We start from the raw sequence: 17467 nt of genomic DNA, 5'->3' as shown, positions 1-17467 counted from the left end.
TGGTGCTGATCTGGCGCCTGCTGCAGATCGCCGGCCGGGCCGGCAGCGACTATGAATCGCTCGTGGTGGTGGGGATCGGCGCCATGCTGATGTTCCAGGTGGTGGTGAACGTCAACATGACCATCGGTCTCGGACCCATCACCGGCATTCCCCTCCCCTTCCTGAGCTACGGCCGTTCAGCCATGCTCGTCAACTGCATCAGCCTCGGGCTCTGCGCCTCCGTGGCCAGGCACAGCCGCAGCCTGCGGCGATGGTGGTGAGCCTGGGGGAACTGCGTTCACTGCTGGCGGACGGCGTGCCGGCGGGGCGGGGGGACGAGGACAGCGTCAGGCGTCAGTGGTGGGCCGCCCTGGCCACCGTGCAGGAGGATCTGCTCGGGGCCGCCCCGCCCCAGCCGGGGGTGTGGCTGGCGGCGCCCCTGCCGGCCCTCTATGAGCCCGCTCTGCTGGAGTGGCTCGACGGCTGGGTCTGGACACCGGTGGAGGTGGGCAACCTGATGCCATCGGGGCTGCCGCTGCTGCCCGGCCTGCCGCCCCCCGCGGGGACCGCCCCCCGGGGCACGGCCGGCCGCCCGGGGGGCTTCCGGCGCCTCAGCCTGCGCCTGGACGACGGCACCGATCCGCTGCTGGTGCTGATCACGCCGGTGCTGCAGGTGGCCCTGGCCCTGGATGGCCCGCCACAGGCGCGCCGGCTGGTGGTGCGCTTCGAGGCCGCGATCCTGTCGGCCGCCCTGGAGCTGCTCGATCGCCGCCTGGCCGAGGACGATCAGGCCGCCGGCCTGGGGCTGCGCCGCCGGCTGCAGCTGCTGGGTCCGCTCCGCAACGCCCCGGATCTGGGCAGCCGCTTCTGGCCCCTGCTGGCCCAGCGGCTGGCGGCGATGGCCCCCAGCGTCACCCTGCAGCCGCTGGTGCACGGGGAGAAACGGAGCGAAGGCAACGACGCCGTCAGCAGCGAACTGGCCCTGCTCGAGGCCCTCACCCATGAGGTGCGCACCCCCCTGGCCACGATCCGCACCCTGATCCGCTCCCTGCTGCGCCGCACCGACCTGCCGGCGGTGGTGCGCCAGCGGCTGGAGCAGATCGACGGGGAGTGCAGCGAGCAGATCGACCGCTTCGGCCTGATCTTCCTGGCGGCGGAACTGCAGCGCCAGCCCGGCAGTGGCCAGCCCCTGAGCGACAGCGACCTGGCCCGGACGGACCTGAGCCGGCTGCTGCTTCAGCTGGAGGGGCTGTGGCAACGCCAGCTGGGCCGGCGCGATCTGAAGCTGGTGCTCGAGATCGCCGCCGACCTGCCACCGGTGATGAGCGATCCCAGCCGTCTTGAAACCATGCTCGGCGGACTGATGGACCGGTTCAGCCGCAGCCTGCCCAGCGGCAGCGAGGTGCGGCTGCGGCTGCTGCCGGCGGGGTCGCGGCTGAAGCTGCAGCTCAGCAGCGACGACCCCGACAGCCGGGAAGGCGATGGGCTGGCGGCCGCCGTGCCGATGCCGGTGGGGCCGGTGCTGAGCTGGAATCCGGAGACCGGCAGCCTGCAGCTCAGCCGCCAGGCCACCCAGCGGCTCTTCCACCGCCTGGGGGGCCGGCTCACCGAGCGGGGCGGCAGCAACCTGACCGTGTTCTTCCCGGCCGCCGAGCGCAGCGGCTGAGGGGATGGGCCCCCGGTGGGCCAGGTTTGTTGACGGGTGTGAAGAGTCCGCCGGGAGCGCCGGGAAGCCGAAAAACACGGTGCTAGTTTCCGCCTGAAACGGTCTGCAAGTCATGCCTGATACGGCCCTCCACGGTCAACTTCCGAAGTCCATCGGCAGCACCGGTGGCTTGCTGAACTCGGCCGAAACCGAGGAGAAGTACGCCATCACCTGGAGCAGCTCCAAGGCCCAGGCGTTCGAACTCCCCACCGGCGGTGCCGCGGAGATGAACGAAGGCGACAACCTCATGTACTTCGCCCGCAAGGAGCAGTGCCTGGCCCTCGGCACCCAGCTGCGCACCAAGTTCAAGCCCCGGATCGAGGACTACAAGATCTACCGGATCTACCCCGGCGGCGACACCGAGTTCCTGCACCCCAAGGACGGCGTCTTCCCCGAGAAGGTCAACGAGGGCCGCGCCATGGTGGGCCACACCCCCCGCAGCATCGGCGCCAACCCCAACCCCGCCAGCCTCAAGTTCAGCGGCAAGGCCACCCACGAAGCCTGAGCCCCTCCGGCCAGCACCTATAACGGCGGGGCCGAGAGCCCCGTTTTTTTTGCCTGCCTGTCGCCGTGATGCCCGGTTCTGATCGCAGCGCCTTCCTCGCCCGGATCGCCGGTGGGGAAGCAGGTGCTGACTTGGCCGTCAATCTTCTTCCCCTCTGGAAGCGCTGGCCCGCCGACCTGGAAACGCCCCTGACCACCTGGCTGAAGGTGGGGGCGCTCAGCAGCCATGGGGTGCTGCTGGAGTCGGTGGAGGGAGGTGAGCAGCTGGGCCGCTGGAGCTTCGTCGTCAGCGACCCGCTCTGGACCCTCACCTGCCGTGGCGAGAGGGGAGAGCGGCGCTGGCGGGATGGCCGCAGCGAACAGCTCCAGGGCAATCCCTTCACCCTGCTGCGGGAGGCCCTGGCTCCGCTGCGTCCCGGACCGGTGGAGGGCCTGCCCAAGGTGGCCCAGCTGTTCGGCTTCTGGGGCTACGAGCTGATCCAGTGGATCGAGCCCAGCGTGCCGGTGCACAACGCCGCCGAAGGGGCCCCACCCGACGGCTGCTGGATGCTGGCCGACAGCCTGCTGGTGTTCGACCAGGTGAAGCGCCAGATCACGGCCGTGGCCTACGTGGATCTCTCCACAGGGGCCGATCCCGGCGAGGCCTACGACCGGGCGGCGGCGCGCATCGAGGCCCTCGAGGCCCGCATGCACGCCCCGTTGCCGGCGCACGTGAAACCCCTGGCCTGGCATGAGGCGAGCGGCGCCGAGCTGGCCACCAGCAGCAACCGCAGCCAGGCCGACTTCGAAGCCGCGGTTGCCACCGCGGCCGAGCACATCGCCGCCGGTGACGTTTTCCAGCTGGTGCTGAGCCAGCGGCTGGAAACCCGGGTCAGCCACGATCCCTTCGAGCTTTACCGCAGCCTGCGGATGGTGAATCCCTCGCCCTACATGGCGTTCTTCAACTTCGGCGACTGGCATCTGATCGGCTCCAGTCCCGAGGTGATGGTGAAGGCGGAGCCCTGCGCCGAAGGGGTGAAGGCCTCCTTGCGGCCCATCGCCGGCACCCGCCCCCGCGGCGAGGATGCCCGGAGGGACGCGGCCCTGGCCGAGGAACTGCTGGCCGACCCGAAGGAGCGGGCGGAGCACGTGATGCTGGTCGACCTGGGCCGCAACGACCTGGGCCGGGTCTGCCGCGCCGGAACGGTGCAGGTCACCGAGCTGATGGTGATCGAGAAGTACTCCCACGTGATGCACATCGTCAGCGAGGTGGAAGGGCTGCTGACCGAGGATCACGACATCTGGGATCTGCTGATGGCGTCCTTCCCGGCCGGCACCGTGAGCGGAGCCCCCAAGATCCGTGCCATGCAGTTGATCCATGCCCTTGAACCGGATGCCCGGGGCCCCTATTCGGGGGTCTACGGCGCCGTGGATCTGGCCGGGGCGCTGAACACGGCGATCACGATCCGCACCATGGTGGTGCGGCCCCATCCCGACGGCGGCTGGCGGGTGCAGGTGCAGGCCGGGGCCGGCATCGTGGCCGATTCCCGCCCGGAGGCGGAGTACCAGGAAACCCGCAACAAGGCGCGGGGGATGCTCAAGGCCCTCGCCTGCCTGGAGCCGGCCGTGGCCGCTGCGGCGGATGCCACGCCATGAGCGCGCCCCTGCTGCTCAAGGGCTTTGAAGTGGAGATGTACACCGGCCGGGCCGATGGCACGGTGGTGGGCTGCTCGGCCGAGGCGGCCGCCGCCCTGGCGGGCTTCATGACCGAACCGGACCAGCGCAATCTGGAGTACGTCACCCCGCCCGAGGCCTCCTACACCGCCCAGCTGGAACTGCTGCTGGAACCGCGCCGTCGCCTGCGCCGCTGGCTCCAGCCCCGCCAGCTCACCCTGCTGCCCGGCAGCACCCTGAGCCTGGGGGACAGCCGCCGTTTCGAGCGCTCCGACCCCAACAACCCTTACCACTCCTACATCGAGGCCACCTACGGCACCCGGGTCGTGACCGCCAGCGTCCACATCAACCTGGGGCTGACGGACATGGACGCCCTGTTCGCCGGCCTGCGCCTGTTGCGCTGCGAGGCCTCCCTGCTGCTGGCCCTGAGTGCCTGCTCCCCCTTCCTGGACGGGGTGGCCACCGGAGCCCACTCCCAACGCTGGCTGCAGTTTCCGATCACCCCGCCCCAGGTGCCCCTGTTCCGCGACCACGGCCACTACATCCACTGGATGGAGCAGCAGCTGGCCGCCGGGGCGATGCGCAACGTGCGTCACCTGTGGACCTCGGTGCGCCCCAACGGTGACGACCGCCCCCATGGCCTCAACCGCCTGGAAATCCGCATCTGCGACCTGATCGACGACCCGCTGCTGCTGCTGGCCGTCACTGCCTTCACCGAACTGCGCCTGCAGCAACTGCTGCGGGATCCCCACGGCCAGGATCCCCTGACCGCCAGCCGGCTGGCCGCAGGCGAGCTGGAGGCCTTGGCCGATGCCAACGACCGGGCGGCGGCCCGCTCCAGCCTTGAGGCCCAGCTGGGGCACTGGCGCACCGGAGAGACGCTGGAGGCCCGCGCCTGGATCGCCGCCGAGCTGGAGGGCATGGCCCCCCTGGCGGCGGAGCTGGGGCTGGAGCGCTGGCTGGCCCCGCTCCACGGGCTGCTCGCCACGGGCAACCAGGCGATGCGCTGGCTCGCCCGTGAGCGGCGCGGCGAAAGCATCGGTGCGATCATCGGCAGCGAGGCCGTGGCTCTCGAGGCACGGGAGAAGGCCCTGGACGCGTGGCTGGCGACAGAAGCCGCCCAGGTTTCTGGAGGATCATGAACAGCACCCCCGCGCCCACCGCCCCCATGCGGCTCCACCTGACCGAACCCTCGGTCGTTCCCGCCGAGGCCTCCCCGGGGGTGATCCGGCTGCTCACCGAGCGACTGGAACTCGTGGAGGATCTCTGGCAGACGGTGCTGCGCAGCGAATGCCCCCCCGAGCAGGTGGAACGCCTGCTGCGACTCAAGGAACTGAGCGGTCCGGTGGCACCGGGTCTGGATCCGGAGGTCTCCTCCGCGGTCGACACCGACGGCATCGTGGCGCTGATCAAGGCGATGGATCTGGCCGAGGGCATCGCCGCCGCCAGGGCCTTCTCCCTGTATTTCCAGCTCGTCAACATCCTCGAGCAGCACATCGAGGAAGACAGCTACCTCGAAAGCATCAAACGGGCCCCCGCCCCCGCCAGCAACGACCCCTTCCTGCCGGCCCTGGCCAGCCAGAGCGATCCGGCCACCTTCCGGCAGCTGTTCGAGCGCCTGCGGGCCCTGAACGTGCCGCCGGGCCAGCTCGAGAACCTGCTGCGGGAACTCGACATCCGGCTGGTGTTCACCGCCCACCCCACCGAGATCGTGCGCCACACCGTGCGGCACAAGCAGCGCCGGGTGGCGGCCCTGATCCAGAAGCTGCAGGTGAACGGCCAGGGCAATCCGGACGACAACGAGCGGCTGCGGCAGCAGCTGGAGGAGGAGATCCGCCTGTGGTGGCGCACCGATGAGCTGCACCAGTTCAAGCCGTCGGTGATCGACGAGGTCGATTACGCCCTGCACTACTTCCAGCAGGTGCTCTTTGACGCCCTGCCCCAGCTGCGTCAGCGCATCCGCGCCGCCCTGGCGGCCAGCTACCCCGACGTGCAGCCGCCCAGGGACGCCTTCTGCACCTTCGGCTCCTGGGTGGGCTCCGACCGGGACGGCAACCCCTCGGTGACGCCCGATGTGACCTGGCGCACGGCCTGCTTCCAGCGACAGCTGATGCTCGCCCGCTACATCCAGGCGGTGTCGATCCTGCGCGACCAGCTCAGCATCTCGATGCAGTGGAGCCAGGTGAGCGCCGCCCTGCTGGAATCCCTGGAGATGGACCGGCTGCGCTTCCCGGAGATCTACGAAGAGCGCGCCGCCCGCTACCGGCTGGAGCCCTACCGGCTCAAGCTGAGCTACACCCTTGAGCGGCTGCGGCTCACCCAGCAGCGCAACCAGCAACTGGCCGAGGCGGGCTGGGAATCCCCCTGCGACGGCTCCTCCGGCCATGAAGCGGGCCTCACCAGCCTGATGGAGCCGGCCCCACCCCAGGAGCTGCATTACGCCTCGGTGGAGGAGTTCCGCACCGACCTGGAGCTGGTCAAGGAGAGCCTCGATGCCACCGGCCTGAGCTGCGAAGCCCTGCAGGACCTGCTCAGCCAGGTGCACATCTTCGCCTTCTCCCTGGCCAGCCTCGACATCCGCCAGGAGAGCACCCGCCACAGCGACGCCATCGACGAACTCAGCCGCTACCTGCTGCTGCCGGTGCCTTACGGGGAGATGGACGAGGAGCAACGGGTGGAGTGGCTGCTGACCGAGCTCAAGACCCGCCGCCCGTTGCTGCCGCCGGCGGCCCGCTGGAGCGCCCCCACGGCCGAGACCTTTGCCGTTTTCCGGATGCTGCAGCGGCTGCAGCAGGAATTCGGCCGCCGCATCTGCCGCACCTACGTGATCTCCATGAGTCACACGGTGTCCGACCTGCTGGAGGTGGTGCTGCTGGCCAAGGAGGCGGGGCTGGTGGATCCGATGGCCCAGAAGTCGGCCCTGCTGGTGATCCCCCTGTTCGAGACCGTCGAAGACCTGCAGGGGGCCCCGGCGGTGATGGAACGCCTGTTCGCCGACCCCTTCTACCGCCAGCTGCTGATCAGCAACAGCGACGGCGAGCAGCCCCTGCAGGAGGTGATGCTCGGCTACTCCGACAGCAACAAGGACTCCGGCTTCCTCTCCAGCAACTGGGAGATCCACCGGGCCCAGATCGCGCTGCAGTCGCTGGCCGATGCCCACGACGTCGCCCTGCGCATCTTCCACGGCCGCGGCGGCTCGGTGGGACGGGGCGGCGGCCCCGCCTACCAGGCGATCCTGGCCCAGCCCAGCGGCACCCTCAAGGGGCGCATCAAGATCACCGAGCAGGGGGAGGTGCTGGCCTCCAAGTACTCCCTGCCCGAGCTGGCCCTCTACAACCTCGAGACAGTCACCACCGCCGTGCTGCAGAACAGCATGGTGAGCACCCCGGTGGACGACACCCCCACCTGGAACGTGCTGATGGAGCGGCTGGCGGCGCGCTCCCGCGACCACTACCGGGCCCTGGTGCACGACAACCCCGACCTGGTGGCCTTCTTCCAGCAGGTGACACCGATCGAGGAGATCAGCAAGCTGCAGATCTCCAGCCGTCCGGCGCGGCGCAAGAGCGGCGCCAAGGATCTCTCCAGCCTCCGGGCCATCCCCTGGGTGTTCGGCTGGACCCAGAGCCGCTTCCTGCTGCCCAGCTGGTACGGCGTGGGCACGGCCCTGCAGGCCGAGCTCGATGCCGACGGTGAGCAGATGGAGCTGCTGCAACTGCTTTACCAGCGCTGGCCGTTCTTCCGCATGCTGATCTCCAAAGTGGAGATGACCCTCTCCAAGGTCGACCTGGAGCTGGCCGGCCATTACGTCACCTCCCTGGGACGTCCCCAGAACAAGCAGGTGTTCGAGCAGATCTTCGCGTCGATCGCCAGCGAGTTCGCCCTCACCCACTGCCTGGTGCTGCGGATCAGCAACCACAGCCGGCTCCTCGACGGGGACCCGGCCCTGCAGCTGTCGGTCGACCTGCGCAACCGCACGATCATTCCCCTGGGCTATCTGCAGGTGGCGCTGCTGCGGCGGCTGCGCGAGCAGAAACGGCAACCGCCGATGAGCGAGGGGCCGAGCGACGGGCCCGGTGGCGGCGACGGCCGCACCTACAGCCGCAGTGAACTGCTGCGCGGTGCCCTGCTTACCATCAACGGTATCGCCGCAGGCATGCGCAACACGGGCTGATTCCCTGAACTCTCTGTTGATCCCCTTCCGCAGCCAGCCTTCGACCCCACGCCTGCGGGAGGGCTACGCCCTGCTCCATCAGCACGACCCCGAACCGGCCGGTCTGAACCGCCTGCTGGAGGCCTGCGGCGATTCCCCCCGCAGCACGGATCGCTGGGTGCGGGTGCTGGCCCGCAGCGCCTGGCATCTGGTGGTGCTCGACCCGGGCGGCCGGCTGGTGGGCTTCGTGCGCGCCACCAGCGACCAGGCCCTCAATGCCAACCTCTGGGACCTGGTGGCCGATCCGGCCGACCCCTGCCGGGACGAGGTGATCGCGGCCCTGGTGCAGGCCGCCCTGGCCCGCCTGCGGCGGGAACTGAGCGGCTGCAGCATCTCCCTGTCGGCCCCACCCGAGGCCCTCAACGCCCTCACCCGGGCGGGGTTCGTGGTGGATCCCGGCGGCATCCGGGCGATGGGCCTCGACCTGAGGAACCACGCCGAAGGGGGAACGGGACGGGGCTGACGAGCATGGAGGGACTCGAACCCCCGACATTCAGAACCGGAATCTGACGCTCTATCCAACTGAGCTACATGCCCTGCCACGGCGGTAGGGGTCCGCAGGACCCTTTCCCTCCGATGGCGGTACCTTAGCGGCTGACCGCCCCAGAACCATCCGGCTGCACCGCCTGGACCTCCGGCATTTCCGCAACATCGACGGCCTGCAGCTGACGCTGGAGGCGCCCCGCCTGCTCGTGATCGGCAGCAATGGCCAGGGAAAGTCGAACCTGCTGGAAGGCGTGGAACTGCTCACCAGCCTGCGGTCGCACCGCTGCAGCGTCGACCGGGACCTGATCGGCCACGGCCACCCCTGGAGCCGCCTGGGCGCCCTCACCGACGAGGCCGACAGCCTGCAGCTGGAGCTGCGCCGCAGCGGCGGCCGCCAGGCGTTCCGCAACGGCAAACGGCTGGAACGGCAGCTCGACCTGATCGGCCCCCTGCGCTGCGTCGGCTTCAGCGCCCTCGATCTCGATCTGGTGCGGGGGGAGCCCGCCCTGCGTCGCCATTGGCTCGACCGGGTGGTGCTGCAGCTGGAGCCGGTCTATGGCGCCCTGCTGAGCCGCTACGGGCGGCTGCTGCGGCAGCGCAGCCAGCTGCTGCGCCGGGGCCTGGCGGCCGGTCAGCGGCAGGAGCTGCTGGACGCCTTCGATCAGCAGATGGCCCTGGTCGGCGCCCGCCTTCACCGTCGGCGCCAGCGGGCCCTGCGGCGCCTGGAGCCGCTGGCGGTGGCCTGGCAGCAGCGCATCGGTGGGGCCGCTGAACCGCTCCAGCTCGACTACATCAGCGGCACCCTGGTGGACGGCGCCAGCGACGAGGAGGGACCCTGGCGGGAAGCCATGGCGGAACAGCTGCGCCGGCAGCGGCCCGAGGAGGAACGGCTGGGCCAGTGCCAGGTGGGTCCGCACAGGGACGAGGTGGCCCTGCTGATCGGCGGCCAGGCCGCACGGCGCTATGGCTCCGCCGGCCAGCAGCGCACCCTGGTGCTGGCCCTGAAGCTGGGGGAGCTGGACCTGGTGGGCCAGGTGGTGGGTCAGCCGCCATTGCTGCTGCTCGACGATGTGCTGGCCGAGCTTGACCCGGGGCGCCAGCAACTGCTGCTGGAGGCGGTGGGGGACGGCCACCAGTGCCTGGTGAGTGCCACCCATCTGGAGGCCTTCAGCAGCGGCTGGCGGGCGCAGAGCCAGGTGGTGGAACTGCACAGCGGCGCCCAGGTGGCCTGACGGCCGAGCCCCCTGCGCCGCAGGCAACCTGGCGAACCACTGATCCGTGCTCCTGGCGCGTATGGTGAGATCTGTTTGATCGGATTCGATGAACCAAACCCTCTCCAGCCTCCATCCCAACCCGGGATGGAAGCCCCCCGCCTCCCCCATCCACTCCATTGCACGCCCCGTCTCCACCCCAGGCGACACCACCGACGCGGTAGGGAAACACTGCATCCTCGAGCTCTACGACTGCGATTGCGCAAGGCTCGACGACGAAGCTTTCCTCAGGGACACCATCACGACAGCAGCCAAACGCGCTGGTGCCACCCTGCTCAACCTGATCACCCACCGCTTCGAACCCCAGGGCGTCACGGGCCTGGCGTTGCTGGCGGAGTCCCACATCTCCATCCACACCTGGCCGGAATCGGGCTATGCGGCCGTGGATGTGTTCACCTGCGGTGACCACACCATGCCCGAGAGGGCCTGTCAGGTCCTTTGGGAGGAGCTGGGCTCCGGCCGGCACAAGCTCACCAGCTTCCGCCGCGAAACACCCGAGGCCCTGATCGACAGCCAGAGGGAACCTCTCCTGGCCAGCGCCTGAGCGCAGGTCCTGGGGACCCCAGAGCGCCGGTCACTCCCGGCGCCCCGGCAGGGAGCGGTTCAGCTTGCCGCTCACCAGCCCCTCCAGATCCAGGGCCACGGCAGAGAAGCCAAGGGCCCTGAAGGCCTCCACCAACTGGGGGCGCAATTCACCATGGGCCAGACATCCCAGCGCCGCCGGCAAGCCGGCGGCGGGGATTTCAATGCGCGCCGTCTCCCCCTGGCTGCGGACCCGCAGTTCGGGGAATCCCCGCTGACGCAACCAGTCCTCGGCCGCAGCCACCCGGGCCAGCCGGGGGGCGTCGATCGGCTCGCCGTAGGGGAAGCGGGACGCCAGGCAGGGCTGGGCCGGCTTGTCCCACCAGGGCAGGCCCAAGGCCCGGGAGAGCTGACGCACCCCCGCCTTGTCGATGCCGACCTCGGCCAGGGGCGAGCGCACACCGAATTCGCGGGCGGCACGGATGCCGGGCCGGTGATCGCCCAGGTCGTCGCGGTTGACCCCGTCCAGCACCTGGGCCCCCTCGGCGGCGGCCGCGATCGGGGCCAGCAGGCGATGCAGCTCCCGCTTGCAGGCATAGCAGCGGTCCTCCGGGTTGCTGGTGTAGGTGGGGTCTGCCAGCTCGGCGGTGGGCAACTCACGGTGGCGCAGGCCCAGCCAGCGGGCCTGGTCGCTGGCCTCCCGGCGCAGGTGGGGCGCCAGGGCCGGTGAAACGCCGGTGATCGCCAGGGCCCTCTCCCCCAGCAGGTCACCGGCCAGGGCGGCCACCAGGGCGCTGTCGACGCCGCCGGAGTAGGCCACCACCACCCGCGGGAAGCCCTCGAGTTGCCGGCAGAGTGCCTCCAGACCCCGCTCCAGGGGGGCGGGCAGGGCTTCGAGCAGGTGCAGGCGGCCAGGGGTGGGCATGGCGTAGATCCTGGCAAGGCTGGGTAGCATCCGGTTCAGAACCTCCCACCCATGACCCCCGCCGCCCGCAGCACCCAGACACCGCAACGCGGCACCGGGCGGGGCATCGGCATCCGTACGGCCGCCGGCAGCGACGAGCGCGCCCATGGCCAGCTGCACGTCTACGACGGGGAAGGCAAGGGCAAGAGCCAGGCGGCCCTGGGGGTGGTGCTGCGCACCATCGGGCTGGGCATCTGCGAGCAGAAGCGCACCCGGGTTCTGCTGCTGCGGTTCCTCAAGGGTCCCGGCCGCGCCTACGACGAGGACAGCGCCATCGAGGCCCTGCAACAGGGCTTTCCCCACCTGATCGACCAGGTGCGCACCGGCCGGGGGGAGTACTTCAGCGCCGCGGAAGCCACCCGTTTCGACCACCAGGAGGCCCAGCGGGGCTGGGACATCGCCAAGGGGGCGATCGCCAGCAACCTCTATTCGGTGGTGGTGCTCGACGAACTCAACCCCGTGCTTGACCTGGGCCTGCTCGACACCGAGGAGGTGGTGCGCACCCTGGCCACCAAGCCGGCGGGCATGGAGATGATCTGCACCGGCCGGGGCGCCCCGCGCCAGCTGGTGCAGCTGGCCGATCTGCACTCGGAGATGCGGGCCCACAGCGGGCCCCAGCAGGGGCTCGAAGGCCTGGAGATCTACACCGGAGAGGGCAAGGGAAAATCCACCAGCGCCCTGGGCAAGGGCCTGCAGGCCATCGGCCGGGGCATCAGCCAGGACAAGAGCCACCGGGTGCTGATCCTGCAGTGGCTCAAAGGTGGGGCGGGCTACACCGAGGACGCGGCGATCGCCGCCCTGCGGGAGAGCTACCCCCACCTGGTGGATCACCTGCGCTCGGGCCGCGACGCGATCGTCTGGCGCGGCCAGCAGCAGCCGATCGACTACGTGGAGGCGGAGCGGGCCTGGGAGATCGCCCGGGCCGCGATCGCCAGCGGCCTCTACAAGACCGTGATCCTCGACGAACTCAACCCCACCGTGGATCTGGAACTGCTGCCGGTGGAGCCGATCGTCCAGACCCTGCTGCGCAAGCCCACCGAAACCGAGGTGATCATCACGGGCCGCTGCAAGAGCCGGCCGGCCTACTTCGACCTGGCCAGCGTCCATTCGGAGATGGTGTGCCACAAGCACTACGCCGAGCGGGGTGTCGACCTCAAGCGCGGCGTCGACTACTGAGCCAGCCGATCAGGGCTGCCCGGGCCCGTCGACCCGGTGGAGGCCCAGTTCGTCCTCCTCGAGCATCTCCACCTCCTCCGAGGCGATGAAGCGTCCCAGCAGCAGGCCCACCAGCAGGGCCACATACAGGGTGCTGGCGACGCTGAGCAGGATGACGAAGCGCTCCCCCACCGCGTTGGCCGGCAGCACGTCGCCATAGCCCACGCCGGCGATGGTGACAAAGCTGAAGTAGGTGAGGCGATCGAGCAGCACCTGGTGGCTGGCGGCCGCGCCGAGGCTGAAGCTGCCGGGCACGAGCACCTGGGTGGCGGTGGCCAGCACACCGCCGGTGAGACCCAGATGCAGGTAACCCGCCGCGGCGCCGGCCATCACCAGCCCATTGACCCGGGGCACCCGGGCCAGAAGGCGCACCAGCCGGATGGAGGTGAACAGGAAGAACAGGCTCAGCAGCACCATCTCCACGGCCCGGAACAGACCGCCGTGCCAGGTCCCGGTGAGCACCGGCAACCAGAGTCCGAGACCGCCCACCACCCCGATCCAGCGGAAGCCCTCCTGGCGCAGCCGGGCGTAGGACACCACACCGATCACAGGCAGGGTGAGGATCGACTGCAGGATCAGCAGATTGAAAACCAGAGCCAGAAGGACCTGGCCCGGCAAGCCCCGCGTGGCCGTGAACGGCATCACCAGGATCGGCAGCAGGGCCGAGAGCAGGAGCGGCAGGAAACGCTTCTCGAGCGCGATCAGACGCCTGACTTCCTGGCGGCGGCGCTCCCGCCACCGCTGGCGGGCGGGGGAAAGGGGCTCAGTAGCGCGGAACGTCAGGATCCACCTCCTGGCTCCAGGCGTCGATGCCACCCTGCACATTCACCCCCTCGATGCCATGGCGGCCAAGGGCGATCAGGGCCTTGGCGGAACGGCCACCGAGCTTGCAGTGCACGTAGAGCCGCTTGCCGTTTGCCAGGCGGCGCACCTCCTCGACCGCCTCACCGCTCTCGATGCGATCGAGGGGCACCAGCACGGCGCCGGAAATCACCGCGATCTCGGCTTCCGGTGGATTGCGCACATCGAGCAGAACCAGGTCGTCCTGGGGGCCGTCAAGCAGGGTCTTGAGTTCGGTCACGCTGATGGTGGGCACACTGCCCGCCTCCTCCTGGCCGGGGGCCGAGCCGCCCACGCCGCAGAACTCCTGATAGTCGATCAGCGTGTCGATCACGGGGCGCTCCGGATTCGGGCGCAGCTTCAGCTCCCGGAAGCTCATCTTGAGGGCATCGAAGAGCAGCAGCCGGCCGCTGAGGTTGATGCCGATGCCGGTGATCAGTTTGACGGCCTCGGTGGCCTGGATCACGCCGATGATGCCGGGCAGCACCCCCACCACACCCCCTTCGGCGCAGGAGGGCACCATGCCCGGCGGCGGCGGCTCGGGGAAGAGATCCCTGTAATTTGGCCCCCCCTCGAAGTTGAACACCGTGGCCTGGCCCTCGAAGCGGAAGATGGAGCCGTAGACGTTCGGCTTGCCCAGCAGCACGCAGGCGTCGTTGACCAGGTAGCGGGTGGGGAAGTTGTCGGTGCCGTCGCAGACGATGTCGTAGCCGGCGATGATCTCGAGGGCGTTCTCGCTGGTGAGGGCCGTTTCGTAGAGATCCACCTGGCAGTGGGGATTGATCTCGTGGATCCGAGCTTTGGCCGATTCGATCTTGGGCTTGCCCACCCAGCTGGTGCCGTGGATCACCTGGCGCTGCAGGTTGCTGTGGTCCACCACGTCGAAATCGACGATGCCGAGCCGACCCACACCGGCGGCGGCCAGATAGAGCAGCAGGGGCGAACCCAGGCCACCGGTGCCGACGCACAGCACCGAGGCCGCCTTGAGCCGCTTCTGCCCCTCCATGCCGATCTCCGGCAGGATCAGGTGGCGGGAGAAGCGCACCACCTCATCGGGGCTGAGCTGGACGGCACTGGTGTCGGGAGGAAGCATGGCGGTGGAGATCCACGACGCACTAAGGGTCCATTCTCCACGCCAACCGCCTGGGGCTGCCCTGCTCCGGCAACCACCAGCAGGCCAGGGAGCGGGGCTCCCCTGCGGGGGGGCCCTGCCCCAGGATCAGCATCAGGGTGGGGGTGAAGGCCAGGGAGAGGTCGAGGGCCGAGGGCACGGGCTCCGAGAACGGATGGCTGTGGGCCGATCCCAGCACGGTCAGCCCCCGGGCGCGGGCCCACTTCTGGGCCAGCAACTGCTCCCGCGGATCGAGGGCGAAGCGGCGACGGCGTTCGGCCGCCGGCTCCCAGACGTTCAGGCAGGGCCAGATGCGCCGCACGCGCCAGGGATCCCGGCTGCCAAGCAGCAGGGCACAGCCCTCGTCGGGGGCGGCCGCCACCATGACGGCCTCCAGCAGCGTCAGCGCCTGCCGACCGATGCCCAGTTCCGCTGGCGTCTGTGGGTTCACACCGGTACGTTATGCATCATTCCGTCAGGAGACCTCTCCTTCCATGATCGACAGCACGACCGAGGTGAAGGAGACCACCCAGGACGACAGCAGCACCAGCGCCGCAGAGGTGGATTTCACCGAGCGCTACAGCGAAGTGATCGGCAAGGTCAACGAAACCCTCGACAAGGTGGACTGGAGCCAGGTGGGGCGCGTCGGAAAGGCTTCCGGTGTGCTGCTGGCCGTGATCGTGGCCCAGATCCTGATCAAGGGCGTGCTCGACACCATCAACCTGCTGCCGATCGTTCCTGGTCTGCTGGAACTGCTGGGTCTGGTGGTGGTGGGCAGTTGGAGCTGGAAGAACCTCACCACGGGTGAAAAGCGCTCGGCCGTGATGGCCAAGCTCCAGACCCTGCGCAAGGAATACCTGAGCTGAGCTCAGCTTCAGCTCCATCCCCCCCCCTCCTGGGCCCTCCGGTTCAGGAGGTTGTCCATGCGAGCCTGGCACTGGCCCAGGTAAGAGCCACCGAAGAGGTTGGCGTGGTTGAGCAGGTGATACAGGTTGTACAGATCACTGCGGAAGCGATGGCCTGACGGCAGCGGCCAGGCGGCTTCATAGCCAGCGAAGAACGCCTCGGGGAAGCCACCGAACAGGCGCGCCATGGCCAGGTCCACCTCCCGGTCGCCCCGGTAGACCGCCGGATCGAAGATTGCCCCCTGGCCAGCGGCGGTGATGGCGGCGTTGCCGCTCCAGAGATCGCCGTGGACCAGGCAGGGGTCGGGATGGTGGTTGTGCAACCACTGTCCGGCGCGCTCCAACAGCGTTTCGGCCTGCCGCAGGGGGGTGCCGCTGCGGGCCAGGTGCTCCAGCTGGGGGGCCAGGCGTCGTTCCACGAAAAACCGCCCCCAGATCCCATCCCAGCCGTTGCGCTGGGGAAAGGCCCCGATCACGTTGTCGCGGGGCCAACCGAAAGCTGTCCCGACCCGATCCTCCGCCACGCAGAGGCGGGTGAGGCTGTGCCGGTGCAGGCCCGCCAGGGCGGCCCCCAGGCAGCACCACTGCGGCCCATGGGCGGCGGATCGGCCGCCGTCCAGGTCGAGCCAGGAGAGGACCAGCACGGCCGATGGGCCTGCCAGGCCCCAGGCCAGGGGCCTGGGCACCAGCGGCCCCTCCTCGCCGGCCGCCGCCGCCAGGGCCTGCAGTCCTTCGGCTTCGGTTTCCAGGAGCGGCAAGGAGGAGGCGCCATTGGTTTTGGCGAACAGCCGGCTGCCATCGGACAGGTCCAGACGCCAGGCGCTGTGGATGCAGCCGCCGCCCACCGCTGTCCAGCCGACTGGCTCGATGCCGAGCTGCTCGGCCAGCCAGGGAGTGAGGGTGGCGGGGTGGGGCATGGCGGTCTGGGGGAGAGGCCGTCAAACAGGCGGGAAACCAATGTGCAGCTTATTCGCTGCACATTGGGGTCAGTGAATATTTGGCAGTCACGGAGTCAGTCCATGGGGAAAAGAAGAGAAATCAATCATACTGAAACGAGATGATTAAGTGAACGCTGAGCGATGGTTCCATCCCGTATCTCCCAGGATTCCATGAGTCGCTCCGAATGGAGGCAGCATGAATTCGCGATGGTGCTCCATTGGGCCGGAGTGGCGCTGCTGGCCTATTTTCTGGTCGATCTTGCCTTTCAGGCCTGGCCTGTCGCCCTGCTCTAGCCGCTGTGGCTCGACCAGATGAGCGGCTTCCTGGTGAGTCGCAGCGTCACGCCTCTGATTGGAGCCCTGCTCGTCGCCGCGGCCTCCGAACTGGACCAAAGGTCAGCCGTCATGGCCCAACGATCCGCACTGCTGCGACGATTGGCCACATGGGTCGCCATCGGTTATCTGTTGTTGATCCCGGTACAGATCTATGCGGGGGTGAAACTGCTGCGCGAACAACAGCAGAACGCCGCTCAGCAACTTTCTCAGGCAAGACTTGCGATGGAGGCGATTCAAGCCTCCACCACGGATCTTCAGCTGCGACGGGCCTATGAACGGATTCCTGGCGGCAAAGCACCTCTTCCGGAGCCATTGCCCGTACCCCTGAACACATTGAAAGCGCGACTGGTGGAGGCCATGGATGCACGTAGCAAGAAAGCCCAATACGAGTTTGATCAGCGTTTGTCAACTCTCTGGCAGCGGTCGCTTGCGTTACTGCTCGGAAACGTCCTGAGAATGCTGATCCTTTTTGTGGGCTTTGCAGCCCTGGGCCGATCCTCAGCGGGTCAACCCACGCTGCTGACTCGGGTGATGAACCGACAGTTCAGAAGCCATCGAATGGCAGGTGGGTTCAGGCCGAAGGACATGGCTGCCGTGATCCCTGATGGGTGGATTGAGGAAGATCCCTGTTCTCCGAGATGATGGGCATGCTGGCTTCTCCCGTGCGCCTCGCGTAGGAGATGGAACGCAACCGCGATACGAATGGGTCAATACTCATCCGTAGGCCTGTGCTGGCCGTACGCTCATTTCACTTTCTCTTGGGCTGATCAAATCAGGAGTGCTGATCTCGGCCCCACCGATCTGGCGCACACAAAAAAACCCCATCCG

Annotated in this window: 18 protein-coding genes and 1 tRNA gene; 13 read left to right on the top strand and 6 right to left on the bottom strand. The window is 68.8% G+C overall.

Annotated features, from left to right (window positions below):
- The 7 genes from KBZ04_RS04760 to KBZ04_RS04730 form a co-directional block, all read left to right on the top strand.
- Positions 1–260, top strand: a 260-nt coding sequence (locus KBZ04_RS04760; RefSeq protein WP_254990771.1) for an FtsW/RodA/SpoVE family cell cycle protein, incomplete at its 5' end; no start/stop codon positions are given.
- Positions 251–1645, top strand: a complete 1395-nt coding sequence (locus KBZ04_RS04755; protein WP_254990769.1) for a sensor histidine kinase — start codon at positions 251–253, stop codon at positions 1643–1645. The genes KBZ04_RS04760 and KBZ04_RS04755, both read left to right, overlap by 10 nt.
- A gap of 112 nt (positions 1646–1757) precedes the next feature.
- Entirely contained in the window at positions 1758–2189 is a 432-nt protein-coding gene (locus KBZ04_RS04750; RefSeq protein ID WP_254945691.1) for a photosystem I reaction center subunit II PsaD, read from the top strand.
- A 68-nt stretch (positions 2190–2257) separates the two neighbouring features.
- Positions 2258–3823, top strand: coding sequence for an anthranilate synthase component I family protein (locus KBZ04_RS04745; RefSeq protein WP_254990767.1), 1566 nt, complete (start codon positions 2258–2260; stop codon positions 3821–3823).
- Complete coding sequence (gene gshA / locus KBZ04_RS04740; RefSeq protein WP_254990764.1) at positions 3820–4983, top strand: glutamate--cysteine ligase; 1164 nt, start codon at positions 3820–3822, stop codon at positions 4981–4983. Before KBZ04_RS04745 ends, gshA begins: the two co-directional genes overlap by 4 nt.
- 26 nt (positions 4984–5009) lie before the next feature.
- Positions 5010–8012, top strand: coding sequence for a phosphoenolpyruvate carboxylase (gene ppc / locus KBZ04_RS04735; protein WP_254990775.1), 3003 nt, complete (start codon positions 5010–5012; stop codon positions 8010–8012).
- A 16-nt stretch (positions 8013–8028) separates the two neighbouring features.
- A complete protein-coding gene (locus KBZ04_RS04730; protein WP_254990763.1) occupies positions 8029–8514 on the top strand; it encodes an N-acetyltransferase in 486 nt (161 codons plus the stop codon).
- On the opposite strand, the gene KBZ04_RS04725 is transcribed toward KBZ04_RS04730, so the two are convergent.
- Positions 8515–8588 (bottom strand) — tRNA-Arg (locus KBZ04_RS04725). It abuts the gene before it with no gap.
- 89 nt (positions 8589–8677) lie between these two features.
- Here KBZ04_RS04725 and recF point away from each other — a divergent pair.
- Both recF and speD read left to right on the top strand, forming a co-directional pair.
- Complete coding sequence (recF, locus tag KBZ04_RS04720; RefSeq protein ID WP_254990774.1) at positions 8678–9769, top strand: DNA replication/repair protein RecF; 1092 nt, start codon at positions 8678–8680, stop codon at positions 9767–9769.
- A gap of 88 nt (positions 9770–9857) precedes the next feature.
- Positions 9858–10352: an adenosylmethionine decarboxylase gene (speD, locus tag KBZ04_RS04715; protein ID WP_254990762.1), complete on the top strand. Its 495-nt coding sequence runs from the start codon at positions 9858–9860 to the stop codon at positions 10350–10352.
- 30 nt (positions 10353–10382) lie between these two features.
- Here speD and larE read toward each other — a convergent pair whose 3' ends face one another.
- Positions 10383–11285 (bottom strand): ATP-dependent sacrificial sulfur transferase LarE, encoded by a 903-nt coding sequence (larE, locus tag KBZ04_RS04710; protein WP_315860057.1) that lies wholly within the window; start codon positions 11283–11285, stop codon positions 10383–10385.
- Positions 11286–11306: 21 nt separating this feature from the next.
- Here larE and KBZ04_RS04705 point away from each other — a divergent pair, with 21 nt between their 5' ends.
- Positions 11307–12470, top strand: coding sequence for a cob(I)yrinic acid a,c-diamide adenosyltransferase (locus KBZ04_RS04705; RefSeq protein WP_254990761.1), 1164 nt, complete (start codon positions 11307–11309; stop codon positions 12468–12470).
- Positions 12471–12479: 9 nt separating this feature from the next.
- On the opposite strand, the gene KBZ04_RS14255 is transcribed toward KBZ04_RS04705, so the two are convergent.
- Genes KBZ04_RS14255 through KBZ04_RS04690 form a run of 3 tightly spaced genes read right to left on the bottom strand, consistent with a single transcriptional unit; the run spans position 12480 to position 14911 of the window.
- On the bottom strand, positions 12480–13325 hold the full coding sequence (locus tag KBZ04_RS14255; RefSeq protein ID WP_254990760.1) for an ion channel: 846 nt from the start codon (positions 13323–13325) through the stop codon (positions 12480–12482).
- The gene (moeB, locus tag KBZ04_RS04695) at positions 13273–14442 is read right to left on the bottom strand and encodes a molybdopterin-synthase adenylyltransferase MoeB (RefSeq protein WP_254990759.1); all 1170 of its coding nucleotides are present in this window, start codon (positions 14440–14442) and stop codon (positions 13273–13275) included. Before moeB ends, KBZ04_RS14255 begins: the two co-directional genes overlap by 53 nt.
- Before the next feature lie 22 nt (positions 14443–14464).
- Entirely contained in the window at positions 14465–14911 is a 447-nt protein-coding gene (locus KBZ04_RS04690; RefSeq protein WP_254990758.1) for a M67 family metallopeptidase, read from the bottom strand.
- Between the two features lie 43 nt (positions 14912–14954).
- On the opposite strand from KBZ04_RS04690, the gene KBZ04_RS04685 reads away from it, so the two are divergent.
- Positions 14955–15326: a CAAD domain-containing protein gene (locus tag KBZ04_RS04685; RefSeq protein WP_254990756.1), complete on the top strand. Its 372-nt coding sequence runs from the start codon at positions 14955–14957 to the stop codon at positions 15324–15326.
- Between the two features lie 8 nt (positions 15327–15334).
- Here the strand turns inward: KBZ04_RS04685 and KBZ04_RS04680 are convergent, their stop codons facing one another.
- Complete coding sequence (locus KBZ04_RS04680) at positions 15335–16282, bottom strand: fructosamine kinase family protein (RefSeq protein WP_254990755.1); 948 nt, start codon at positions 16280–16282, stop codon at positions 15335–15337.
- Positions 16283–16474: 192 nt separating this feature from the next.
- On the opposite strand from KBZ04_RS04680, the gene KBZ04_RS04675 reads away from it, so the two are divergent.
- Both KBZ04_RS04675 and KBZ04_RS04670 read left to right on the top strand, forming a co-directional pair.
- A complete protein-coding gene (locus KBZ04_RS04675; protein WP_254990754.1) occupies positions 16475–16597 on the top strand; it encodes a hypothetical protein in 123 nt (40 codons plus the stop codon).
- Positions 16598–16615: 18 nt separating this feature from the next.
- Complete coding sequence (locus KBZ04_RS04670; RefSeq protein ID WP_254990753.1) at positions 16616–17281, top strand: hypothetical protein; 666 nt, start codon at positions 16616–16618, stop codon at positions 17279–17281.
- The last annotated feature ends 186 nt before the right edge of the window (positions 17282–17467 follow it).

The sequence above is a fragment of the Cyanobium sp. N5-Cardenillas genome, assembly GCF_024345515.1.
Classification (GTDB): domain Bacteria; phylum Cyanobacteriota; class Cyanobacteriia; order PCC-6307; family Cyanobiaceae; genus Cyanobium.
This window is presented reverse-complemented; position numbering and strand designations above follow the sequence as displayed.

Coding starts and splice junctions, on each gene's coding strand:
- KBZ04_RS04755 (WP_254990769.1), top strand. CDS start 251: ATGGTGGTGAGCCTGGGGGAACTGCGTTCACTGCTGGCGGACGGCGTG.
- KBZ04_RS04750 (WP_254945691.1), top strand. CDS start 1,758: ATGCCTGATACGGCCCTCCACGGTCAACTTCCGAAGTCCATCGGCAGC.
- KBZ04_RS04745 (WP_254990767.1), top strand. CDS start 2,258: ATGCCCGGTTCTGATCGCAGCGCCTTCCTCGCCCGGATCGCCGGTGGG.
- gshA (WP_254990764.1), top strand. CDS start 3,820: ATGAGCGCGCCCCTGCTGCTCAAGGGCTTTGAAGTGGAGATGTACACC.
- ppc (WP_254990775.1), top strand. CDS start 5,010: ATGCGGCTCCACCTGACCGAACCCTCGGTCGTTCCCGCCGAGGCCTCC.
- speD (WP_254990762.1), top strand. CDS start 9,858: ATGAACCAAACCCTCTCCAGCCTCCATCCCAACCCGGGATGGAAGCCC.
- larE (WP_315860057.1), bottom strand. CDS start 11,285: ATGCTACCCAGCCTTGCCAGGATCTACGCCATGCCCACCCCTGGCCGC.
- KBZ04_RS04705 (WP_254990761.1), top strand. CDS start 11,307: ATGACCCCCGCCGCCCGCAGCACCCAGACACCGCAACGCGGCACCGGG.
- moeB (WP_254990759.1), bottom strand. CDS start 14,442: ATGCTTCCTCCCGACACCAGTGCCGTCCAGCTCAGCCCCGATGAGGTG.
- KBZ04_RS04685 (WP_254990756.1), top strand. CDS start 14,955: ATGATCGACAGCACGACCGAGGTGAAGGAGACCACCCAGGACGACAGC.
- KBZ04_RS04680 (WP_254990755.1), bottom strand. CDS start 16,282: ATGCCCCACCCCGCCACCCTCACTCCCTGGCTGGCCGAGCAGCTCGGC.
- KBZ04_RS04675 (WP_254990754.1), top strand. CDS start 16,475: ATGAGTCGCTCCGAATGGAGGCAGCATGAATTCGCGATGGTGCTCCAT.
- KBZ04_RS04670 (WP_254990753.1), top strand. CDS start 16,616: ATGAGCGGCTTCCTGGTGAGTCGCAGCGTCACGCCTCTGATTGGAGCC.